Annotated in this window: 25 protein-coding genes; 5 read left to right on the top strand and 20 right to left on the bottom strand. The window is 26.3% G+C overall.

Annotation, left to right across the window (positions count from 1 at the left end; all coding sequences use genetic code 11):
* The 16 genes from IC173_RS19165 to IC173_RS19240 all read right to left on the bottom strand — a co-directional run.
* A partial coding sequence (locus IC173_RS19165; protein ID WP_255613459.1) for a BRO family protein occupies positions 1 to 300 on the bottom strand: 300 nt, incomplete at its 3' end.
* A gap of 150 nt (positions 301 to 450) precedes the next feature.
* Positions 451 to 648 (bottom strand): hypothetical protein, encoded by a 198-nt coding sequence (locus IC173_RS19170; RefSeq protein WP_227856109.1) that lies wholly within the window; start codon positions 646 to 648, stop codon positions 451 to 453.
* 186 nt (positions 649 to 834) lie between these two features.
* On the bottom strand, positions 835 to 1242 hold the full coding sequence (locus IC173_RS19175; RefSeq protein WP_021373959.1) for a sigma factor-like helix-turn-helix DNA-binding protein: 408 nt from the start codon (positions 1240 to 1242) through the stop codon (positions 835 to 837).
* Between the two features lie 366 nt (positions 1243 to 1608).
* A complete protein-coding gene (locus IC173_RS19180; protein WP_168346845.1) occupies positions 1609 to 3492 on the bottom strand; it encodes a phage/plasmid primase, P4 family in 1884 nt (627 codons plus the stop codon).
* A gap of 11 nt (positions 3493 to 3503) precedes the next feature.
* On the bottom strand, positions 3504 to 5237 hold the full coding sequence (locus tag IC173_RS19185) for a hypothetical protein (RefSeq protein WP_227856110.1): 1734 nt from the start codon (positions 5235 to 5237) through the stop codon (positions 3504 to 3506).
* Positions 5238 to 5450: 213 nt separating this feature from the next.
* The gene (locus IC173_RS19190) at positions 5451 to 5894 is read right to left on the bottom strand and encodes a DUF669 domain-containing protein (RefSeq protein ID WP_227856111.1); all 444 of its coding nucleotides are present in this window, start codon (positions 5892 to 5894) and stop codon (positions 5451 to 5453) included.
* A gap of 64 nt (positions 5895 to 5958) precedes the next feature.
* Positions 5959 to 7659 (bottom strand): AAA family ATPase, encoded by a 1701-nt coding sequence (locus tag IC173_RS19195; RefSeq protein ID WP_227856112.1) that lies wholly within the window; start codon positions 7657 to 7659, stop codon positions 5959 to 5961.
* A complete protein-coding gene (locus IC173_RS19200; protein ID WP_227856113.1) occupies positions 7660 to 7962 on the bottom strand; it encodes a VRR-NUC domain-containing protein in 303 nt (100 codons plus the stop codon). It abuts the gene before it with no gap.
* Positions 7963 to 7965: 3 nt separating this feature from the next.
* Complete coding sequence (locus tag IC173_RS19205; RefSeq protein WP_227856114.1) at positions 7966 to 9219, bottom strand: SNF2-related protein; 1254 nt, start codon at positions 9217 to 9219, stop codon at positions 7966 to 7968.
* A 15-nt stretch (positions 9220 to 9234) separates the two neighbouring features.
* A complete protein-coding gene (locus IC173_RS19210) occupies positions 9235 to 9408 on the bottom strand; it encodes a hypothetical protein (protein WP_227856115.1) in 174 nt (57 codons plus the stop codon).
* A gap of 23 nt (positions 9409 to 9431) precedes the next feature.
* Positions 9432 to 10013, bottom strand: coding sequence for a sigma-70 family RNA polymerase sigma factor (locus IC173_RS19215; protein WP_227856116.1), 582 nt, complete (start codon positions 10011 to 10013; stop codon positions 9432 to 9434).
* Between the two features lie 73 nt (positions 10014 to 10086).
* Positions 10087 to 10254: a hypothetical protein gene (locus IC173_RS19220; RefSeq protein WP_227856117.1), complete on the bottom strand. Its 168-nt coding sequence runs from the start codon at positions 10252 to 10254 to the stop codon at positions 10087 to 10089.
* 108 nt (positions 10255 to 10362) lie between these two features.
* Positions 10363 to 10581: a hypothetical protein gene (locus tag IC173_RS19225; RefSeq protein ID WP_009894510.1), complete on the bottom strand. Its 219-nt coding sequence runs from the start codon at positions 10579 to 10581 to the stop codon at positions 10363 to 10365.
* A 68-nt stretch (positions 10582 to 10649) separates the two neighbouring features.
* On the bottom strand, positions 10650 to 11273 hold the full coding sequence (locus IC173_RS19230; protein WP_227856118.1) for a hypothetical protein: 624 nt from the start codon (positions 11271 to 11273) through the stop codon (positions 10650 to 10652).
* Between the two features lie 20 nt (positions 11274 to 11293).
* Complete coding sequence (locus IC173_RS19235; protein WP_227856119.1) at positions 11294 to 12067, bottom strand: BRO family protein; 774 nt, start codon at positions 12065 to 12067, stop codon at positions 11294 to 11296.
* A 13-nt stretch (positions 12068 to 12080) separates the two neighbouring features.
* Entirely contained in the window at positions 12081 to 12236 is a 156-nt protein-coding gene (locus IC173_RS19240) for a hypothetical protein (protein ID WP_022616189.1), read from the bottom strand.
* A gap of 194 nt (positions 12237 to 12430) precedes the next feature.
* On the opposite strand from IC173_RS19240, the gene IC173_RS19245 reads away from it, so the two are divergent.
* Positions 12431 to 12820 carry a helix-turn-helix domain-containing protein gene (locus IC173_RS19245; protein WP_227451155.1) on the top strand — a complete coding sequence of 130 codons (390 nt, stop codon included), beginning with the start codon at positions 12431 to 12433 and terminating at the stop codon, positions 12818 to 12820.
* Positions 12821 to 12835: 15 nt separating this feature from the next.
* On the opposite strand, the gene IC173_RS19250 is transcribed toward IC173_RS19245, so the two are convergent.
* A complete protein-coding gene (locus tag IC173_RS19250; RefSeq protein ID WP_227856120.1) occupies positions 12836 to 12976 on the bottom strand; it encodes a hypothetical protein in 141 nt (46 codons plus the stop codon).
* 729 nt (positions 12977 to 13705) lie between these two features.
* On the opposite strand from IC173_RS19250, the gene IC173_RS21070 reads away from it, so the two are divergent.
* Positions 13706 to 13924 (top strand): helix-turn-helix domain-containing protein, encoded by a 219-nt coding sequence (locus IC173_RS21070; RefSeq protein WP_227851896.1) that lies wholly within the window; start codon positions 13706 to 13708, stop codon positions 13922 to 13924.
* Between the two features lie 627 nt (positions 13925 to 14551).
* Here the strand turns inward: IC173_RS21070 and IC173_RS19260 are convergent.
* Together IC173_RS19260 and IC173_RS19265 are read right to left on the bottom strand one after the other, a co-directional pair.
* A complete protein-coding gene (locus IC173_RS19260) occupies positions 14552 to 14713 on the bottom strand; it encodes a type I toxin-antitoxin system toxin (protein WP_227856121.1) in 162 nt (53 codons plus the stop codon).
* A gap of 179 nt (positions 14714 to 14892) precedes the next feature.
* A complete protein-coding gene (locus IC173_RS19265; protein ID WP_227856122.1) occupies positions 14893 to 15705 on the bottom strand; it encodes an FxLYD domain-containing protein in 813 nt (270 codons plus the stop codon).
* A gap of 685 nt (positions 15706 to 16390) precedes the next feature.
* Between IC173_RS19265 and IC173_RS19270 the strand changes: the two genes are divergently transcribed.
* From IC173_RS19270 to IC173_RS19280, 3 genes are all read left to right on the top strand, one after another.
* On the top strand, positions 16391 to 16687 hold the full coding sequence (locus tag IC173_RS19270; protein ID WP_227856123.1) for a DUF2628 domain-containing protein: 297 nt from the start codon (positions 16391 to 16393) through the stop codon (positions 16685 to 16687).
* Positions 16688 to 16821: 134 nt separating this feature from the next.
* Positions 16822 to 18339 (top strand): recombinase family protein, encoded by a 1518-nt coding sequence (locus IC173_RS19275; RefSeq protein ID WP_227856124.1) that lies wholly within the window; start codon positions 16822 to 16824, stop codon positions 18337 to 18339.
* Between the two features lie 285 nt (positions 18340 to 18624).
* A complete protein-coding gene (locus IC173_RS19280; RefSeq protein ID WP_227856125.1) occupies positions 18625 to 18804 on the top strand; it encodes a DNA-directed RNA polymerase in 180 nt (59 codons plus the stop codon).
* Positions 18805 to 18905: 101 nt separating this feature from the next.
* Here IC173_RS19280 and vanZ1 read toward each other — a convergent pair whose 3' ends face one another.
* On the bottom strand, positions 18906 to 19415 hold the full coding sequence (gene vanZ1, locus IC173_RS19285) for a glycopeptide resistance protein VanZ1 (protein ID WP_227856126.1): 510 nt from the start codon (positions 19413 to 19415) through the stop codon (positions 18906 to 18908).
* Between the last annotated feature and the right edge of the window lie 451 nt (positions 19416 to 19866).

The raw sequence follows: 19866 nt of genomic DNA on the forward strand, positions 1-19866 counted from the left end.
AGGCATATTAGATTTTCTTACTATAGCATAGATTCCTTTTTCATTATACATATATATTTTCTTAGCATTTTTATTTTTATATATCGACCCCTCAATTTGAGCCCCCGTTATTTCAATAGATTTTCCTTTCATATACTCAAAATTTCTGTTATGTATATTTTCTATCGCTTTACTTGGGTTAGAATATTTAAGAGCATGACCTAGTTGTGTTCTGCTCATAAATATTTCTTTTTCTTCATTCATGTAAAAGTCGCATATTGTCCCTAAAAATTTTCCTTTTTTAACAAGTTTTAGTTTCATAAAATCAACCTCCTAGGTATTTGAATTTTAGATATGCATAGTGTGCATATCCGAATAGTGCATATTATGCATTTTTAATAGACCTTTTCAGATGTCGGTAACTCCGACATCTAAAACTTATTAAATTTTTGCATAAAAAAGACCTAGAAATTAATCTAAGTCTTTATTTTCCATCTTTACTATATAATTTGCCATAAGCACTACTCCCCTTATCAATAACTCTTCACTAATAGCACTTTTTCCTATAAAACTCTCAACATATTCAACTCCATGATCTAAGAATTCATCATCAGCATCTATATTAAATTCATCTAATTCTTTTATTATCTTTCCTCTTAAATCATTCATGTTTTTATTCTCCTTATTTACAAATTAAAAAAGACCAAGTCGAGATAACTTAGTCTTTTTTCAAGGGGATATATTATACACTTGTTTCATACTACCATTATAACTTATATCACAATACATTGATGTGACATGTTTCTATACTAAATCAATCATTAATCGGTCATAAATCGGACACAAACATGACCTTCATATTAGATTATATTTTTTAGCAAAGGGAAGTATTTTATCTAATGCTTTTTTTCTCTTTTTTCCTACATATAATTCACTTATATTTAATTCATAACTTATCTGTTTGTATTGTAGTTTTTTAAAATACCTTAGTTCTATTAGATTTTTCTCAAAATCATCTAATAAATTTAACATATTATTAATTGATTCTTTTTTAATTTGTAGATATATTTTCTCATTCTCCAATCTTTCAACATATATTAACTCATTTTCGATTGGTGAAGAAACATTATTTCCTTTAGGCATTCCATTTAACTCTATTCCTCTCAAACTACTACCTCTTACTTTTAACTCTATTTCTCTAATTTCAATATCCAAATTACTATATGAATTTAACAATTCTTCTAATTTTTCATAGTCTGTCACTCCATTTTCACATCCTTGCAAATTAACAGAATATTCTTTTTAATTATTTTATTAGGTTATTAATGAAATCTATCTTATTTTTTAAATATTTTTACATTATATAACTTCTTAATTAAACCCAGTCCCAGATAGTCCCAGATGTAAAATACATCCGGGACTGCTTCAAGCCTAGCTATTTCAATATATCCAGACAATAATTTTTGTTCAGTCCCATACTATTATATATATATTCTTTATATAAAGGGAGCAAAATCATCACAAAAAATTGATGATTTTTTAGTTAAATATATAAAAGGTCAAAAACATCTAGGGACATCCGGGACAACGTTGAAATTACTATATTACATCTAGGGACTACATCCGGGACTATCCCGGGACTGCTCTAGTAAATACTTTATATTTCTTACCTTGTATTCTTTTATCTTTTACTTCATATCCAAACTTTTTGACTACTTGTCTTGAAAACTCAATGTTTGATATAGGCTGTAATCCATTTAATATACAATACTCTTGATATTTCCTATATATTTCTTTTGTTGATTCATTTTCTATCTTATCAACGTCTTTAAAAAATCCTAAAATAGGATTATTAACTTCTTCATATTCTAGTATTTCTTTCTTGACCTTATCTGGGACTGTAAATTTTCTATTTTGTAATACCCTTTTCAAACCTTGTAACCCTAAGTTTATTAAATATTCTATTGCTTCTTGCTCTCTCAATTTGTACTTTATATAAGGGTCAAAATCCTTATCATTTACTGAGAAGCTAGCATTAAAAGGAATAATAATTAGTCTATCAAGCACTGCTCCAGTCTTATCTTTTATTCTAGGTATGTTATTAGCTGAAAATAAAAACTTACTATAGTTGTTAAAATCAAATGGATTCTGACCTTTTCTTTCAACATTTACCCTATCACCACTTACTAACTTTTTAAATATAGCAGGATTAGCAATAAATTCATCTCCTATATCATCCCCTATATTAGCAAGTTTTCCAAATAACTCAGCAGTTTTAAATCTATCACTCAACTCTTTTAAATCAAGTGCTGATGTATTTTCATCTCCTAATAATGTCTTTATCATATCCAGATAAGTAGATTTACCATTTGCTTTATCTCCAGTTAATATAAAAGCTTTTCTAAGCTCATTACGTCTATAAAAGCAGTACCCTACTACTTCTTCAAGTAACATTCTAATTTCAAAATCCCCACAGGATAATTTATTCATAGTTTTATCAACTAACTTTGAATATGCTACTGGATTGTAATTCCAATTAACTTTATTTGTTATGATAAATTCTGGTGAAAATTCTATAAAAGAATCATCAACTATATTATATATACCATTCTTAAAAGCGATTAAATTAGCTTCTGACATACTTGTATTCTCACTTATTAATAAATTTAAATAACTAAGTACTTCACTCCTCTTAGCCTTATTTAAATTGCTTATATTATTAATCATTTCTGCTTCTATTCTTGCTTGACCATCTACATAAATACCATCCTTATATAAATGTAACTGGTCATTTATCTTGATTACATGATTATTATTTTTTATGTATTTAGCAAACTCATCAAATAAAAATGAACCTTTTGAATTAAAAAATATCTTCTTTTGAAAGGATTCGTCTCTCAAAATTACTTCAAGTTCATTATCTTGTAATGGAGTTTTTAAAACATATTTATTAATAACTCTTATTGTTTCTCTTATTTCCTCAACAGTAAAATCATTACTCTGTAGAGTCAAAATATAGTTATATAATGCTTGATTTCTTCCATCACCTTCTCCAAGACTTAAAAAATCAATTCCATTTTTTATAGGAGTTAAATGCATTGGCATCTCTTGTATTTCTTTACTATCATATAAAATTTCTCTTTCAATATTGTTGAACTTCAAAATTGAATAGGAATTTTTACATCCTAATTTTATATCTGAATTTAAACCTATAGCTAGTCTACATTTTGTTCTATTCTTTTCTAAACTAGTATTTTTAAATAGAAAATGCTTACCTCGTGTTGTCTTGTAAACTCTACATTTTAGCTTTAAATCTTGTACTATTTTGTATAGAATTTCACTACTTTCAAAATCATCAATATCAACTAACACAGTTTCTTCTGCTAAAACACCTGCAAACTCTGGTAAATTCTTAATCTGTTCATAAGTTTTTAACTTTTTTACATTTTTAAATTTCTCAGCTGCCTTTTTATTATTTGTAACTATATATCCTTTAAATAGGTCAAAACTCACTAATCACCACCTCAATTACTTAATAATACTCCAAACTGTTTGAGTCTTTCATTTGCTAAATCTATATACCAAATTTTATCTAGCTTCCTTGGTACTTTTTTACCTATAACACTTCCATTTTCTATAAAACATTTATCTGGTGTATTAGCAAATTTTTCTGGATTTTTTTCTTTATTTTTGACTTTATAAATACCACCATCATTTTTATTTTTTGAAGCAAATACTCTAAAACATTTATCATTTAAAATCTTACCGCCAATAAATACTTTTTTTGTTTTTCCCTCTATAGTTGGACTATATAAACCATGTGAATATTTACTACTTATTTTTACTATCTTTTGAAACTCTATTAAATCATTACAGTTATTTATAGTTTCTTCAATAGGTGTATTGTTTACCATATAATTTTTAAGTGCTTTATTTATAATTGGTAAATCATAGTCTAGATTTCCTAAATCTTTGATATATAATCCTTTTGCTTCAACTTCTCCATCTTCTGTTATAACTAAATAATTGTTAACATCCTTTTGAAATATTTTAGTGTATACATCAAAACCTAAACCCATGCCTGTCCTTTGTTCCCACTCATAACATATATCATCTATTAACTCATAATCATCTATTGTACTTAACTTTACAATTAATCCATCTGTATTGCTCTGAATAAGTTTACAATGACCTTCTAACTTCTCTATTAAATCAAGTAATAACAGCTGTCCACTAACACATACATTATTAGCCTGTCTTGGGTCATATAAATTATTGTTTTTATCTTTCATTCCTCCATATGTTTTATTAACTGCCAATTTGTAGGCTGGTCTTAGAGGTGATTTTTCTTTTTTTAACTGTAAGTTTTTGTCATAAATTTCAACATACTTTTGAGGATTTTTTATATTTCTTGAGTGGTAATTGTATCTAATCATAAGACTTGGATAGAAGGAATTAACATCCACATGTAAAAAATAACCTTCACCATAGTATTTTGTTATTGCTCCATGAACACCACCCCAAGCGAATACATGAGGTACATTAGAAATATTAATTTTTAGATTTTTAGAATAGTCATGGTTTAGTGGGTTCTTATACCAGCTTAAAACTTCCTTATATTTATCAATTTTTAGAGTATCTGGTATTTGTAAGTCAAATTCATCATCATGTTCTTTCTTTGTAGCTTCTAATATAATTGCTGTTAGTTGTGTTTGAGTTTTACCAATATATGCTACCGGAAGTTTAAAAGCTTTAATTAATCCCATATGTGCTTCAAATTCGGACTTTCTTTCAATAAAAACATCTATAGTTTGTTCGACATCATATCTACAGTATTTTATAGTTTCTTCTATTTCATCATTAGTTAATGGTCTATCAATGTTAAATGATACATTAGATTCTTTTATACTATGACCTTGAAAACCTTCTAATTGTTTTAATCCATGAAAACTAGTCATAACATCATAGTTATTAATTTGTATGTTTCTTAATAAGTTTGAAAACTTCCAACCAGGTTGACCTTTAACAATAATATAATCATTTATTTCTTTTGCATTAAATCCACATAATAGTCCTTTAAAAATATATTGGTCATAATGTCTACTGTTGTAACCAATAAAAATATCTTCTCTATGCTCTATATAAAATGAATTTAACTTATCTATATCATTTACAATAACTTCTTCTTTTTTATTTAGAACATCTATAAATACAACTAACCAGTCATAAGAGAATACTTCAAAATCATAAAAAATCATTTAGAACACCCCTCTCGCTTTTGCTGCACATTTTCTACTACAATATATGACTTTAGAGTTATCTAACTTGTAAAATCTTTTTCCACAATAAAGACATCTTACAATTTTACCTGGGCTTATAAGTGCCATCTTTTCTTTTTACTCTCATATTAATTACCTACCTTTTTAATATTACAGCTAGATGCATGTATACACCTAGCTGTAATAAAGTTTCTAAGCTACTTCAAATATGTCTTTTATTGTAAAGGTATTAAAACCTTTCTTCTCACCATATTCAATAGCAAATTCAAGCTCTCCATCTATTTCCTCAGCTATATCCATTATGAGTTGTGCATATTGGCTGTATGATTCAAATTCAACTTCAATATCAGTTTCCAAACTTCTTAAAAATTCATTTACTATATGAATTTGAAAACCTTGCTTAACTACTTGATTCATGAACATTAATGAATCTTTATACTCTCCTTCTAGTATTTTAAACCAACATACAAACATTGGGTCACCTTTTTTAGACTCGCTTAATTCCATTTTGTTTATTTCTACCTCATAAGTACCATGTGGTACATCTTTAAATTTACCACCATTTTCAGATGCTTCTTTTATATCTTCTTTTAATCCTTTTACATCTATTGCTTTATCAAATTTACTAAAATCCATATCATATACCATCCTTTTCTTTTAAATTTTTTAATTACTAACCTATTTTATATAATCGTTTAAATTAACTTCTCTTTTTTCTAGTTTTCTTAATTGGTTTAACTGGTTCTTCTTGTTCAATTACTTCTTCCTCTGTTTCTGTCTGTTCTTTTTCAGTTTTCTCACTCATTTCTTCTACTACAGGTGTTACAACTACCTCTTCCTTAACTTCTTCAGCATTAGATTTTTTAGTCTTACTTGACTTCTTAACGTCTTTTTTCTCTATACTAATATCATCATAGACTTTCATTAATTCATTATAATCAAGTGGAATTTCATTAGATTTTACTTTTAATCTACCCCCTCCAAATATCACTTCATTAGTCTTAAAAGATAAAGTTCTAACTTCTCCATCAGCTACCACCCTTGCAACTATATCAACCATACCTGCTATTTTATTTGCTGCTTTCTCTTGTAAGTTAGGCTTAATTGATGTTATCTTATCACCACCCTTTTTAGTAATGTCCTTTGATGTATCTTCATGTGAAATTAATATTATATTTTTATAGTCAAGGTTCATAAGTCGTTTTATAGTGCTTAAAAACTCCGTTCTAACCTTATCCCATGCTCTAAAACTATCATCTGACTCATGAGTTATTCCCATCTTGTCATACATGTAAAGTCGACAAGCTTCGTATGTATCTTCTAACAAGTCAACAATTATTGTTTCAAAATCATTTTCTTTTTTCTCTAATTCTTTTATAGCTTCTTTAAATACATCCCATGCAAGTTGTCTCTTTGTCATTCTCCCTTCAACTGTTACAATATCTTTTATAGAAATGTATGGAGCATCAACAAACTTTATATTCCCATCTGTATTAAGCATTAAAGGCTTTTCAAAATCATTTGCTAATGTAGTCTTTCCACTAAATGGAGAACCATAAATCCATAAAGTTTTTTTATTAATTCCTTCTACACTTCTTCTTTCACTCTTTGGTAATAACATATAATCAATCCCCTTTTCACAGTATTCTTGGTAGTCACACCAATTACATAATTTATTTTGATTTTTTTCAAATTCCTTGTTTTCAAGACATCTTTTTATATCTACAAGGAAATTAATAACTTTGTTTGAGTCATATTCAACCTTTACTATTTTTATTTCAGATTTACCAAGCTCATTAAGTAATCTTTGTCTAAATTGATGTAAGTTTTCTGTTTTCTTCTGTCTAATCTGAATTTTAGGTACAAATACATAGTACAAATCTTTTATCTCATGATTTGGATGTTGCTTTTCATAAAAATACTTATATAGATGAAGTTGCTCACTTTCTAAATATCTATCTATGTTGTTTGAATATTTAAAGTCATAAATATCAAATACTCTTTCTTCATCTTCATAATATATGGTTGTTTCATTTGTATTTAAGTTTGTATCAGTCATGTATACATGTGGTGCTAACAAATCTATAAACCCTATAAAATCACTAGTTGTTATTTGAACCTCATTAAACCCTTTTGGTAAAATTTCTTTTACTTTTGGTATTAAATAATCTAACTTCATCACTTCATTAATGTGTAAATCTGTTATACTTGGATAGCTAAAATAATATTCTTTTACTGCTGCATCAACATCTTTTTCAATGCCTGTATGGAGTGATGTTCCTAATATTAAAGCATTGTTAGCATCTGCATTTAATATTGTTTTCACCTTGTCAATATACTGTAACTTATACTTATATGGACAACTCTTAAATACCCCTATCCTACTATGTGAGAACTGCATTTACTCACCTACTTTCTTTATTTCTAAAATCATATGTTGAAATTTCTCGAAGTCTTTTGGATATAGAATAATTCCTATTCCACCTGACTTTTCAATTTCTTTAATATTATACTTTTGTAGTTCACTTGCTTTTCCTTTTTCAGCTTTGACTTCAATTCCTATAAATTTACCACTACAACAAACTAATAAATCTGGTATTCCACTTTTTGTATATGCTGAACCTCCCCAGTATTTAATAAACCAACAACCTTGTTCTTTTAAAAAATTTTTAACTTTATTTTCAAACTGCTTTTCTGCCCCCAAAAATTACTCTCCTTTCTCAAATAATTTATTTGTATAGTCAATACCACTTTGTAAGCTTTTATATATCTTTTCTTCAATACTATTTCTACAAATCATATAATAATAAAAACATGTATTTTCTTGACCTATTCTATGAACTCTCTTTTTGCTTTGCATAAATAATTCACAAGATAAAGTAAGACTAAAGTATATAATCTTATTGCACTTTTGTAGATTTAAACCCATAGCTCCTGCTTGATATTGTACAAATGTAATCGAATTATTATATTCATCATAATTGTTTAAATCCTTTGTAAAACCATTTATGATTGATATGGGTCTATCTCTTGATAATTCTATTAATCTGTCTAGCTCTTCATTAAAATTGTAAAATACTATCAGTCTGTCACTTGTTGAGTTTATTAAATCTTCAAAAGCTTCTAGCTTAAATTTATTGTATTGACTGCATAATTGTCTTTCATATAACATTTTAGTTAATGTTGTATCTCCAACAAGTTCAATATTATCTGAAATACTTATAATTGAATCCTTTTTAAACTTCCTATATTTTCTTGTAGTACTAATTTTCATTACATTATCTATCTGTTTTGGCAAGTCAAACACTTCATCTGACATCATAAATACTGCTCCATAATCTCTTAACTTCTTTTTTAATCTTTCAACATTCTTATAGCCTGTTACTACCTTCATTGGAAAACCACCAATATCTTTATACTCAACATCAATATATTGCTTCCAATATAAATCTTTTGATATATTCCACCCTAGTAGTTTAATTTGAGAATATAGTTGCTCATATTTGCCACTACATGGAGTTCCAGAAAGTAGTATTACATTTTTAGGGCTTAAATTTAGTACAAACTTACTTCTCTTAGCCTTTTCATTTTGAATCATTGATGATTCATCTAACATTAGAGTAAAATCCTTTAAATCTAATAACTCTTTTCTTCTAAAAGCTAATTCATAATTGATTACTACTATAAATGGAACTTCAACAAACTTAAAATACTCTATACCTTCACTAAGTTTCTTTGTTCCATTGATTATCCCTACACCTGGATAATGTGTTTTAAAGTGATGCATCCAATCATCAATCTTTGATTTCTGACAGATTAATAAATTTGTATTAGTTTCCAAACTCATTAACTTCTCACTTCCTACAAATGTCTTTCCAAGTCCCATATCAAGATAGTATGCACATTTATTATTATGTTCTGTTAGCTTTAAAGCTTCCTCTTGATGCTTATATAGTTGCAACTTATATCACCTTCTTTATTCCTGTTCTGATAAATCTTCTGTTTTTAACTTTCTACTACGTCTACTTTTATATTCTTGCTCTGCTTTTATCTCTGTCATTGACTCTTCACCAAAGCTATTAAATATAGCTCTAATTGAGTCAATTATTTCACTTGCTTCACCTTTAATTTTTATATTAACTTCAACCATTTTAAATCTCCCCTTTTTGTGTTTTATAAATAGATATTATCTAAGCATAATTCTCTTAAACATTCTGTAGCATCATATAGATTCTCTTCTACAATTTTTCTTTTATTTTTTAATAGTTTGGATATTTGTAGAATATCAAAACCATCTGCATATAATCTCATTACCTTTTGTTGCTTTTCTGGTAAGTAATTAATATAATTAATCACTTTTTTTGAAATATCTGAATGTATTACTTCATCCTCTATTAAAATATCATTATGCAGTACTTCATAATGTTTTGGTTCTATAGAAAGTGCTTCGTTTATAAATGTATGTTTCTTTCTTAACTGATTTCTAATATAGGTATACATTTCATCTCTAATACATTTTCTTAAGAATGATTTAGGATAAGTTTCTCCACATGTTTTTAAATTTTTTAATCCTCTATATATACCAATGTATCCAGATTGAATTAAGTCATCTTTATCTATATTAAAATTAGTCTTTAATAATATATTAGCTCTTATCTTAACGTCTTTATCAAACACTCTCAGTAATGTTTCAAATGCTAATTCATTTCCATTTTTGAATTCTAGCACTAGTTTAATTATTTCTTGATTATCCATAAAACTATATCCCCTTTTTTAAATCTTTATATAGCTAACCTTATAATTTTTATGTTATAATTTTATTAACTTTTTATTTGTTGTGTTGGTTACTTTGACCAGCACTTTTTTTATTTAATGTTCCAACTGATATTTTTTTACCAGTTTTAATATCCTTAAATACTATATTGGCTAAAAACTTCCCATCTTTTTTAAGTGTTACTATGTTCTTATTACTAATATTAAGACTCAGCAATTTCATCACCTTCTTTCAAATACACTTTAATATTTTTATTCCTAGTTGTTTAAAAATAGTTGTCCAATTTTCTTCTATGAGAAAGTGCTAAGCATTAGCAACTTCTCTATTTTTTTAACTTTCTACTGTCTCAGCTTTCTTCATTGCTATATTAATAGCTACTTCTTTGGCTACTTCATCAAACTCTTTCCATCTTCTCCTGTTCTCTTCATCAGATATACGTGGATATACTATATAAACTTCTGTGTTTTGATTAGCTATAATTTTTTCATCATATTCAATATTTTTTTCTTCATCATACTTGTATGGTTTAAATTGTTGTAGTATTTTCATAACATCACCCCTTGTTATAAAATATGAGCTCATAAACTTGTCTTATACTTATTTAATTATTGCAATTTTTAATCTTCATGTACTTCATAAAATAGTGTATCTAACATATATAGTAGAGGACTATTTTTATCTATAGCTAGTTCTTCTTCATCTTTAATATAAAATTTTATTAAGTCTTCATCTATGCAATAAGTTATATAATTATCTTCACCTATGCACATACCTACTTCTTTTTCTATCTTATTTTGGTCTGCTATTTTTATATCTGCTATTGCATCAAGTGTATCTACTATTTTATAAAATATCCTTTCTCTATCATTCAATTTATAACTTTCTTCTTCCTCTCCTATATAAACAAGATATTTGAGTAATTCATCTTCTTCTATATCACCAAAAAACTTTAGCATAAACTTAAAAGTAAAATCATCAAATAGTTTTTCATCTATTTCTGAATACTCAAAATTCATTTTTTTGTAGTTTAAAGCTGTATTTAATGCAATTTTATCTAAAATATCTCTATCCATTTCTAAAAGAGCATAATCATTAGCTATCTCATTGTTAACACCATTCATAGCTTTCTTGAAATCATCTATCATATTCAATTCCTTAACTGTTAAATCCATTTCTCTTCCAACTCCAACACTCACTATATCCTCATTTATAGCACTCACTATTCTGTTATTTTCTTTCATTTTATTATTCCTCCTTAAATTTAGTTTTCAAAAGCATTTAAAACTTTTTCTAGAACTGGTATTACATTTTCATAATATCTAAAATTAGGTACTTGTTTATCTGAATATTTAGCTTTATCCCATACATTAATTCCATACTCATCTGTTTTTAGATTATAAGCATTTGCTAATCCTCCAACTTTGTTAGCTGAAATTCCTAATATTTCTCCTATTTCTGTAGCTGAATAAGTTTTTCTTTCCATCTTAGGTAATGGTATTAATGCTTCCCCAGAAAGTAATTCAGTAGTTTTTGAGTACATCACTTGAGCAAATTCTGGTATACCAGCTTGTGACACTTTATCAGCTAACTCTAAATATATCTTTGCCTCTCTCGCTCTTGCATTTTTTAATCTTGCTTGAGCATTCATGTATTTTATTTCTGATTCATCTTTACTATCTTTAGCTTTGTTACTATATGTACCTGTTTTTCTTATTGATGGTAGTACTTCATCTGTAACCCAATCTTGAAATTTCTCTGCTTCTTCTTTTCTTGATTTAAAGATTAATTTATATACTCCACTTTCAGTAAGAAAATTTTCTCCTGTATTATGCAATTTTCTAAAGTGACTATCTGTCACAATTGAATTAGTTAATTTAATCACTTGATTCTTATTCATTCTAGTAACTGCTTTTCTAACTCCTTCATTACCAATTCCTAAGCAATTTCCACAATGATATGGATTAAATAAAATTTCACCTTCAAATTCAAACACTTCAACTTCTTTTCCTTCAAACATCATCAAATTATTACTCATAATTTATTCCTCCCTAGTTTTTTGTATCTTCAGATTTTTTATTTTCAAGTATACCTTTTACTAGTCCTTTTGCTTCGAAAAAAGCATAAATATTAGCCTTCTTCAATTTATCAATATTACTAATAAACTCATCTCTGTGTTTTTTTTGCTCTTCTGTTGAAAGTTTCATAAAATATCTCCTCCTTTTTCAGTTTTTTAAGAACTTCCATTTGTTCTTTAAGAACTTTTGTAACTTCATTATAGGTTCTTTTCGAACAAAAAGCAATAGTGTTTTATATTTTTTTTCAAAAAGAACATTTTCATTTCATTATTGTTGCAAAAGAACTTTTCTTATTATATAATGTTCTCTAGGAGGGCTATAAAATGCAAACAAAAACAAATAAAGAAAAAAATAAAGAAATCGGTTCTAGATTAAAAAAAATCAGAGAAGAGAAGAAAATCACACAGTCTGATTTTGCATCAAGTCTTAGGATTTCAAGAAGTCACTTAGCAGGTCTTGAAACAGGTGCTAAAAATTTTACAAACAGAATCTTAGATGACTTATATAATTTTTATGGAATTAATAAAGATTGGCTTCTAGATGGCTCTGGAGATAAATATGTTGATTTATTAGAAGGAATTGATGCGGATGAAGAAATAAAAGAAATGACTAGAATGTATTTGAAACTTGATGATGAAATGAGAAATGTAGTTAAAAAATTTATGTTGTCATCAATAGAAGAAGCAGATAGTGAAAATAAAAAAACAGAGTAGTGTTACTCTGTTTTTTTATTTTGTATTTAAGCCCATTAACAAACCTTTGGATTCTAAAAATTTATCTTTATTAGCAACTTTTAGAGTACTTAATAATTCAATAAATTCTTTAGCTTTTTTAGCTTCTTTAGATTTTACATTTTCTACTTCATCCATTACCACATTCCTCCATTTCTAAATATTTTATAATACCCCTCATACTATAGATATGCACTTAAACATATCTAATATTAAACACCACCAATCCTTTTATTTTTAAATGCACTATATGTGAGTATATCTTATTTCCTTCTTTGTATAAATTTAGTATATTATTCATATTTTCATCTAAACCACATCCTTATATATTTATTCTTTATTCTCTTGTCTTCTTTAAACGTTTTATATCTCCTATTTTCATATAAAATTAAGAAATATTAAGATTTTAAGAACTCACGTTCGTATAAATAGTTATAAAAATCCCCTTAATTTACAACTCTAGTAAATTTATTTCAACAAATTATCTATTTAAGATTTCTTAAAATTGCTTTGTAAATATATTATATAGAGTTCCTAAAATTGTTGCAACCTAGGCAATATGTCTTTTTAGTACTCATTTTATTTTTCATTTTAAAAATATTTTACTTTATTGTATATATGTGTATAAATCCGTATTTTTGAGTATTTTTCTTACTATATCAAAATTCATAATTTTAATTTCAATTTTTTTTATTACAATTTTTTACATTCTTTTTATGTCTATTTTTTTATTCTACTACGATAAAATTTTATCTTAAGTACATATTACCATATTATACCATTAAAAAACGATGCTAATACCCGCATTTATTTTATAATTCTACAAATAATATCATATATAAAATTTAATAAAAGGAGATTTTATACATGCTAAAAAAACTAAGAAAAGAAAGAGGTCTGACTCAAATAGAATTAGCTAAAAAAGCAAATTATAGTAGAGCATATATTTCTGATTTAGAAAATAAAAGATATAAAAATATTAATATTTCTACAATTATAGATTTATCACTTGCTTTAGAAATAGATTTTTTAGAATTGTGTAGATATTATTGCGAAGAAGAATTAATAAAAAGGAAATTAATATAAAATATACTTATGAATAAAAAAATAGAGTAGTTTGAACTACTCTATTTTTCTCCACATAGTTAATATAAAACACTCTATTTACATAGTCTTTATTAATTGCTCCTGAATCCTTTACATACCACATAGTTAATATAAAACAAGCAAATCATGTTGATTTATCAGCTAGAGAAGCGGCTTTACATACCACATAGTTAATATAAAACTTTTACAATTTAAGAATGTATTATTCTACTAATATATCTTTACATACCACATAGTTAATATAAAACTGTGTTCTTTTAATGCAAACCTAAAGGCTTTGTAAACTTTACATACCACATAGTTAATATAAAACCCCAAAATGAATTGAGTATTTCCAATACTTACACATATAAAACTCTCTTAAATTTGCAGTGAAGCACCAGTAGTGTTTTTTGACATTTTGAAAAATTAGTCTCTGATGCAGTAATTTCAATAATTACAAGCATTATATTTAAAAATTCGCACACTGCAAAACTATCTACATTTTTACTAGCATATAAAAATATTATTTTTGAATATCTACTCCAATTTGTGATATAATAAAAGCAAGAAGAACTACAATCTATTTAGACGTAGAGTGAAGTTCATAATTTAAAAAATTAGAAATTATTTAAATTTGTGGAATTTGATTTTAAAATCAAATTCCCAGCCACTTTTACTCTTGCCACGAGTAGAGTGGCTTTTTACGTTTTTGATACATATACAAACTGTATATCCAATCAAACTAGCTGTTAAACTAGCTAATACACTAAGTAAAAAGTTGTCCATACTTCCCACCTCCTTTCATCAGGAAGTAGGTTTTATCCTCGTATGAACTCCACTCTTAAATTGTAGATTACATCTTCTTGCTAAAACTATTATAACATATACTGGTAATTTAATTAATTAAAAAAGTACTCACTTAAATTAGTAAGTACTTTATATGTATTTTAAATATTAATAAATCGCTATTCAGTTATACTATAATCATTAGCAGAATAATGAGGTATCCATTCTATTTTTTCAAACTCCTTATCTGTAGTAAATTCAAGTCTCACCTTTTGCCCTTTTTTCCATGTCCCATTTATTCCTGATGTTGTTTGTGTATCAATCACTACAGACTCTTTATCTACTAAGTTTATATCTAAATAAAAATCTTGAAGGTCCAAATCACTCGTATTTTCTACAGTAGCTTGATAAGTTTTCCAGTCATATTCATCTTTTACTTTTTCAAATTTTATACCTTTCACCATAGCATCAACTTTTTCTTTTGATGCATTTTTTTCATTGACAACTTGAGCATTGTCTTTTAATACCTTAAATTCTTTTTCATCTACTTGTAGTCCAAACTTATCAACTAAAGTTAATAGTATTGTGCTTCTTTCATTATATGACTTTTCCCAAAGTTCTGAAAATTTTACAGTATCATTTGAATAATATTTTAATGAATCTTTTGAATCTTCAACTGCTTTTATGTAATCCTTTGCTAACTTACCAAGTTCTGGGCTATCAAACTCAGCATCTTTATATTTTGACAAAGCATCTAGTTCTATTTTTATAAGCTTTTCAAGAGCTTCATCCTCTTTTAAATTTGATGTTCCATTCTCGTCTTTAGATGCTACAGCCCATCTTTGTTTAAGTTCTTTTCCTAACTCCTCAATAAATTGTTTATCTTTGCCTTTACTTTCATCTTTTGCATCTCCCCCACTAGAACATGCCACCACAGAAATTGATAATAAAATTATCATAAACAAGCTTAATACTTTTTTGAAATTATACATATAATTCCCCCCTAAAAATTGTTTTCAATTGCATTATACTATATTTTTTTATTAAATTATATCGATTTATACAATATTTTCATACAAAATTCAATTTATTTATATAAGTATCTGATTAGTTTTACTGAATAAAAAATAAAATTTCTAACTTTACTTAATAGAGTTACAAAATAAACTAAATAACCACATCTTATTCCATTATTTCCTAATATTAATTACTTAAATTTCATTTTATAATTTTTTATTAAGTATTTTAAAATTTTCTATTTAGTTATATCTGTATATTATTAATTTTACTTAAATTTTTAAAATATCTTAAAATTTATTTTATCTCTATATATTGAATTTCCTCATGTTTAAATACAAATATATATATTAATATAATTTTACTTATCATTCGACAACTTTATAACAAACAATCTTGTATACTATATGTTATAGCCATTATTGTATACAACAACACATTTTTAGGGGATGTTATTATGGATGCAAAAAAAGAAAAACAATATTTTTTTAGTAAAATCACATGTGGATGTTTAATATATTGCTTTATACTTATTTTATTTATCTTTTTTGTTGTACTAGCAAATAATATAATTAATAACTAATACTAGGTATAGATTTATTGCAATAAAAAATTCTACATTTGATATAAAATTAATATCTTAGTGAGGGGGATAATTTAATGAAAGTAAGATTAAGAAATAATGTGGGAATGATAAAGGAATGTAAAGTTGGTTTTAGTTGGACAACTTTCTTTTTTGGTTTTTTCCCTGCTCTTTTTAGGGGAGACTGGAAATGGATGCTTATAGAATTAATCTGTGCTTGTGTAACCTTTGGACTTAGTTCAATAGTATTCTGTTTTATATATAATAAATTATACATAAATGATTTATTATCTAAAGGTTATGCTCCAGCATCACAAGCAGATGCTGACATTTTAATAAATAAAGGTTTTCTTGTTGCTACTGAACAGTTCTAAATGCTATTATAATTTATACTTTACAATAAAAAAATACATTAACCTCATGTTAGTGTATTTTTTTATTGTAAAGTATTATTAATTGCCACTAATATGATATATAATATACTACATAAGGAGTGTGATTACTTATTATGAGTGTTGCTATATACTTAAGAAAATCTCGTGCTGATGAAGAAGCAGAAAAACAAGGAGAATATGAAACTTTAAGTAGACATAAATCTACTCTATTAAAACTAGCAAAAGAACAATATTTAGATGTAATTGAGATAAAAGAAGAATTAGTTTCTGGTGAAAGTATAATACATAGACCTAAAATGATTGAACTCCTAAAAGAAGTAGAAGAAAATAAATATGATGCAGTCCTAGTAATGGATTTAGATAGACTTGGACGTGGAGACATGAAAGACCAAGGTGTCATACTAGAAACTTTCAAAGAAAGTAAAACCAAAATCATCACACCTAGAAAAACATACGACCTAACAGATGAATTTGATGAAGAGTACTCAGAATTTGAAGCATTTATGGCAAGAAAAGAATTAAAACTTATATCAAGAAGAATGCAAAGAGGTAGAATAAAATCAGTTGAAGAAGGTAATTTCATAGGAACTTCTGCCCCATTTGGATATGATGCTGTAACAACAGGCAGAAAAGAAAGAATACTTGTACCAAATAAGGATGCTGATATAGTTAGAACTATCTTTAACTTATATATTAATGAGGATATGGGTTGTAGTAAAATATCTAAATATCTAAATAACTTAGGCATTAAAACTGCCACAGGTGCTAATTGGTATAATTCTGCAATTACAAATATAATAAAAAACAAAGCTTATTGTGGTTATATTCAGTGGCAGAAAAAGGACTATAAAAAGTCTAAAAACCCAAACAAAATAAAAACAGTTAAACTAAGACCTAAAGATGAATGGATTGAAGCAAAAGGAAAGCATGAACCTTTAATAAGTGAAATAACATGGAAAAAGGCTCAAAATATACTCAAAAAAAATGGTCATGTCAGCTATGGTAATCAAATAAAAAATCCACTTGCAGGAATAGTGATTTGCAAAAATTGTGGCAGACCATTAGTATATAGACCATATGCAGACCATGACTATATAGTTTGTTATCATCCTGGTTGCAATAAAAGTTCTCGATTTGAATTTATTGAAGCTGCCATTTTAAAATCTTTGGAAGACACTGTAAAAAAATATCAATTAAAAGCATCTGATTTAGACTTAGATAAAAATAATAAAGATAGTAATATAGAATTTCAAAAACGAGTCTTAAAGGGCTTAGAAACTGAATTAAAAGAATTAGGCAAGCAAAAAAATAAGTTATATGATTTACTAGAACGAGGAATATATGATGAAGATACATTTATTGAAAGGTCCAACAATATAAGTTCAAGAACTGAAGAAATTAACGATTCAATTAAGACAGTAAAAAATAGATTGAGTACTGTTAAAAAAGACAATGCTAAAATAATAGAAGATATTAAAACTGTGTTATCACTTTACCATGATTCAGATTCCCTTGGAAAAAATAAACTCCTAAGATCTGTAATTGATAAAGCAGTTTATTATAAGTCTAAAGAACAAAAACTAGATTCTTTTGAATTAAGGGTTCATTTAAAATTACATGAAGACCAGTAATACCAATAACATATAAAGAGTAGTGTGTAATGAAATAAACACTACTTTTTATATGTATTTATTTACTCTATAAAATAATACCCATTCAAAATACTTTTCTTAAATCACTCAAACTAAAATACATATAAGATTGTCATTAGTCAGTAAGTATATATTTTTCTACTTTCTAAAAATACATCCAAATCATCAAACTTTTTTAACAATTATTATTTTCAGAAAGGTGTTACTATTGAATATATTAAGAATAGTTAGAGATGGAGGAACTAAGATAGGAGCATAATTGTAATGTGTAGTCGTTGTGGAAAAGAAATAGATAAATATAGAAATAAATATATAACTTATTATGAGAAAAATACCAATGCAGAAATTAAAGTTTGTATAAATTGTGAGTTAGATTTATTAGAGAAAACAAGAGAAAATCAAGAATTGAATATACAAGAGTTTCAAGATACAATAATTCTTTAATAATTTAGGAAAGCACCTATATAGGTGCTTTTTATGTGTAAATAATTTTATATGTAACTGTATTTTACGGTCTATTTTAAGCTAAACCTATATACTTATTTCTATAAGTTTGCAAAAATAACTAATCCTAAAAATAATACAACAATAATTGTCACAATCAATGCCAATATATTGATAATTTTTATGGTATTATTCTTAAATATTTTCGATAATAGCATAAAAACAGCTATTCCTATGATTCCTCCTAGTGTGTTTCCTATCAAATCAGTTATATCACTTGCACCTATTGCAAATATATATTGAAGTGTTTCAAATGCTAAACTAGTTATAAAAATAGATATAACTTTTTTTATAAAGCTCCATTCTTCTTTTAGCATACACACATATATCCCAAATGGTATAAATATAGCCACATTTAATATAATCTCTGATATATCTACTCTATTATTAATTATAAGTGAACCCGCAAAAGGTACTAAGTTTATACTTCTAAGATTCATGGTTTCAAGAGTTGAAATATCAAATTGCAACTTAAATAGTATTATCCATGTCAAAAGAATTATGTAAACTATAAATAATCCTTTTGTAATATTATACTTTTTAGAGTTCATTCATTACCTCCTTACTATATTATTGTATTAATAAATTAATACAATAATATAGTAAGGCAATTTATCTGTCAACTATTTCTTATAAAATTATATTCCTTTTATAATTTTAATTTCTTCATCATATTTGTATGGTTTAAATTTTTGTAATATTTTCATATCTTTCTTTAAGTTTTAATTGGTATTACTTTCTACATTTTTTACTATCAAATACAAGGAAATAAACACGTTTCTTTATATATAATTTTCTACCATCACATAATGCTAGCATTAAATCAAAACACTATTCTCAATTGTCTCAGACTAAAAAAGATACTGATAGTTTTATTATTCATCAATATCATCTTCTTCTAAATTTTTAAAATACTCTTCTAACTTATCTAAGCTTTTACTATCTAAAACTTCATCATCATGTAAGGCTGAAATTAAACTCTTAAATGAATTATTGTGCATG

Origin of the sequence: Clostridioides sp. ES-S-0048-02 (genome assembly GCF_020658495.1) — a bacterium.
Lineage (GTDB): Bacteria > Bacillota > Clostridia > Peptostreptococcales > Peptostreptococcaceae > Clostridioides.

What these genes read in the sequence shown, in the direction of transcription:
- IC173_RS19170 (WP_227856109.1), bottom strand. Translation starts at nt 648, where the DNA reads ATGAATGATTTAAGAGGAAAGATAATAAAAGAATTAGATGAATTTAAT.
- IC173_RS19185 (WP_227856110.1), bottom strand. Translation starts at nt 5,237, where the DNA reads ATGATTTTTTATGATTTTGAAGTATTCTCTTATGACTGGTTAGTTGTA.
- IC173_RS19190 (WP_227856111.1), bottom strand. Translation starts at nt 5,894, where the DNA reads ATGGATTTTAGTAAATTTGATAAAGCAATAGATGTAAAAGGATTAAAA.
- IC173_RS19195 (WP_227856112.1), bottom strand. Translation starts at nt 7,659, where the DNA reads ATGCAGTTCTCACATAGTAGGATAGGGGTATTTAAGAGTTGTCCATAT.
- IC173_RS19210 (WP_227856115.1), bottom strand. Translation starts at nt 9,408, where the DNA reads ATGGTTGAAGTTAATATAAAAATTAAAGGTGAAGCAAGTGAAATAATT.
- IC173_RS19215 (WP_227856116.1), bottom strand. Translation starts at nt 10,013, where the DNA reads ATGGATAATCAAGAAATAATTAAACTAGTGCTAGAATTCAAAAATGGA.
- IC173_RS19220 (WP_227856117.1), bottom strand. Translation starts at nt 10,254, where the DNA reads ATGAAATTGCTGAGTCTTAATATTAGTAATAAGAACATAGTAACACTT.
- IC173_RS19225 (WP_009894510.1), bottom strand. Translation starts at nt 10,581, where the DNA reads ATGAAAATACTACAACAATTTAAACCATACAAGTATGATGAAGAAAAA.
- IC173_RS19230 (WP_227856118.1), bottom strand. Translation starts at nt 11,273, where the DNA reads ATGAAAGAAAATAACAGAATAGTGAGTGCTATAAATGAGGATATAGTG.
- IC173_RS19235 (WP_227856119.1), bottom strand. Translation starts at nt 12,067, where the DNA reads ATGAGTAATAATTTGATGATGTTTGAAGGAAAAGAAGTTGAAGTGTTT.
- IC173_RS19240 (WP_022616189.1), bottom strand. Translation starts at nt 12,236, where the DNA reads ATGAAACTTTCAACAGAAGAGCAAAAAAAACACAGAGATGAGTTTATT.
- IC173_RS19245 (WP_227451155.1), top strand. Translation starts at nt 12,431, where the DNA reads ATGCAAACAAAAACAAATAAAGAAAAAAATAAAGAAATCGGTTCTAGA.
- IC173_RS19250 (WP_227856120.1), bottom strand. Translation starts at nt 12,976, where the DNA reads ATGGATGAAGTAGAAAATGTAAAATCTAAAGAAGCTAAAAAAGCTAAA.
- IC173_RS21070 (WP_227851896.1), top strand. Translation starts at nt 13,706, where the DNA reads ATGCTAAAAAAACTAAGAAAAGAAAGAGGTCTGACTCAAATAGAATTA.
- IC173_RS19260 (WP_227856121.1), bottom strand. Translation starts at nt 14,713, where the DNA reads ATGGACAACTTTTTACTTAGTGTATTAGCTAGTTTAACAGCTAGTTTG.
- IC173_RS19265 (WP_227856122.1), bottom strand. Translation starts at nt 15,705, where the DNA reads ATGTATAATTTCAAAAAAGTATTAAGCTTGTTTATGATAATTTTATTA.
- IC173_RS19270 (WP_227856123.1), top strand. Translation starts at nt 16,391, where the DNA reads ATGAAAGTAAGATTAAGAAATAATGTGGGAATGATAAAGGAATGTAAA.
- IC173_RS19275 (WP_227856124.1), top strand. Translation starts at nt 16,822, where the DNA reads ATGAGTGTTGCTATATACTTAAGAAAATCTCGTGCTGATGAAGAAGCA.
- IC173_RS19280 (WP_227856125.1), top strand. Translation starts at nt 18,625, where the DNA reads ATGTGTAGTCGTTGTGGAAAAGAAATAGATAAATATAGAAATAAATAT.
- vanZ1 (WP_227856126.1), bottom strand. Translation starts at nt 19,415, where the DNA reads ATGAACTCTAAAAAGTATAATATTACAAAAGGATTATTTATAGTTTAC.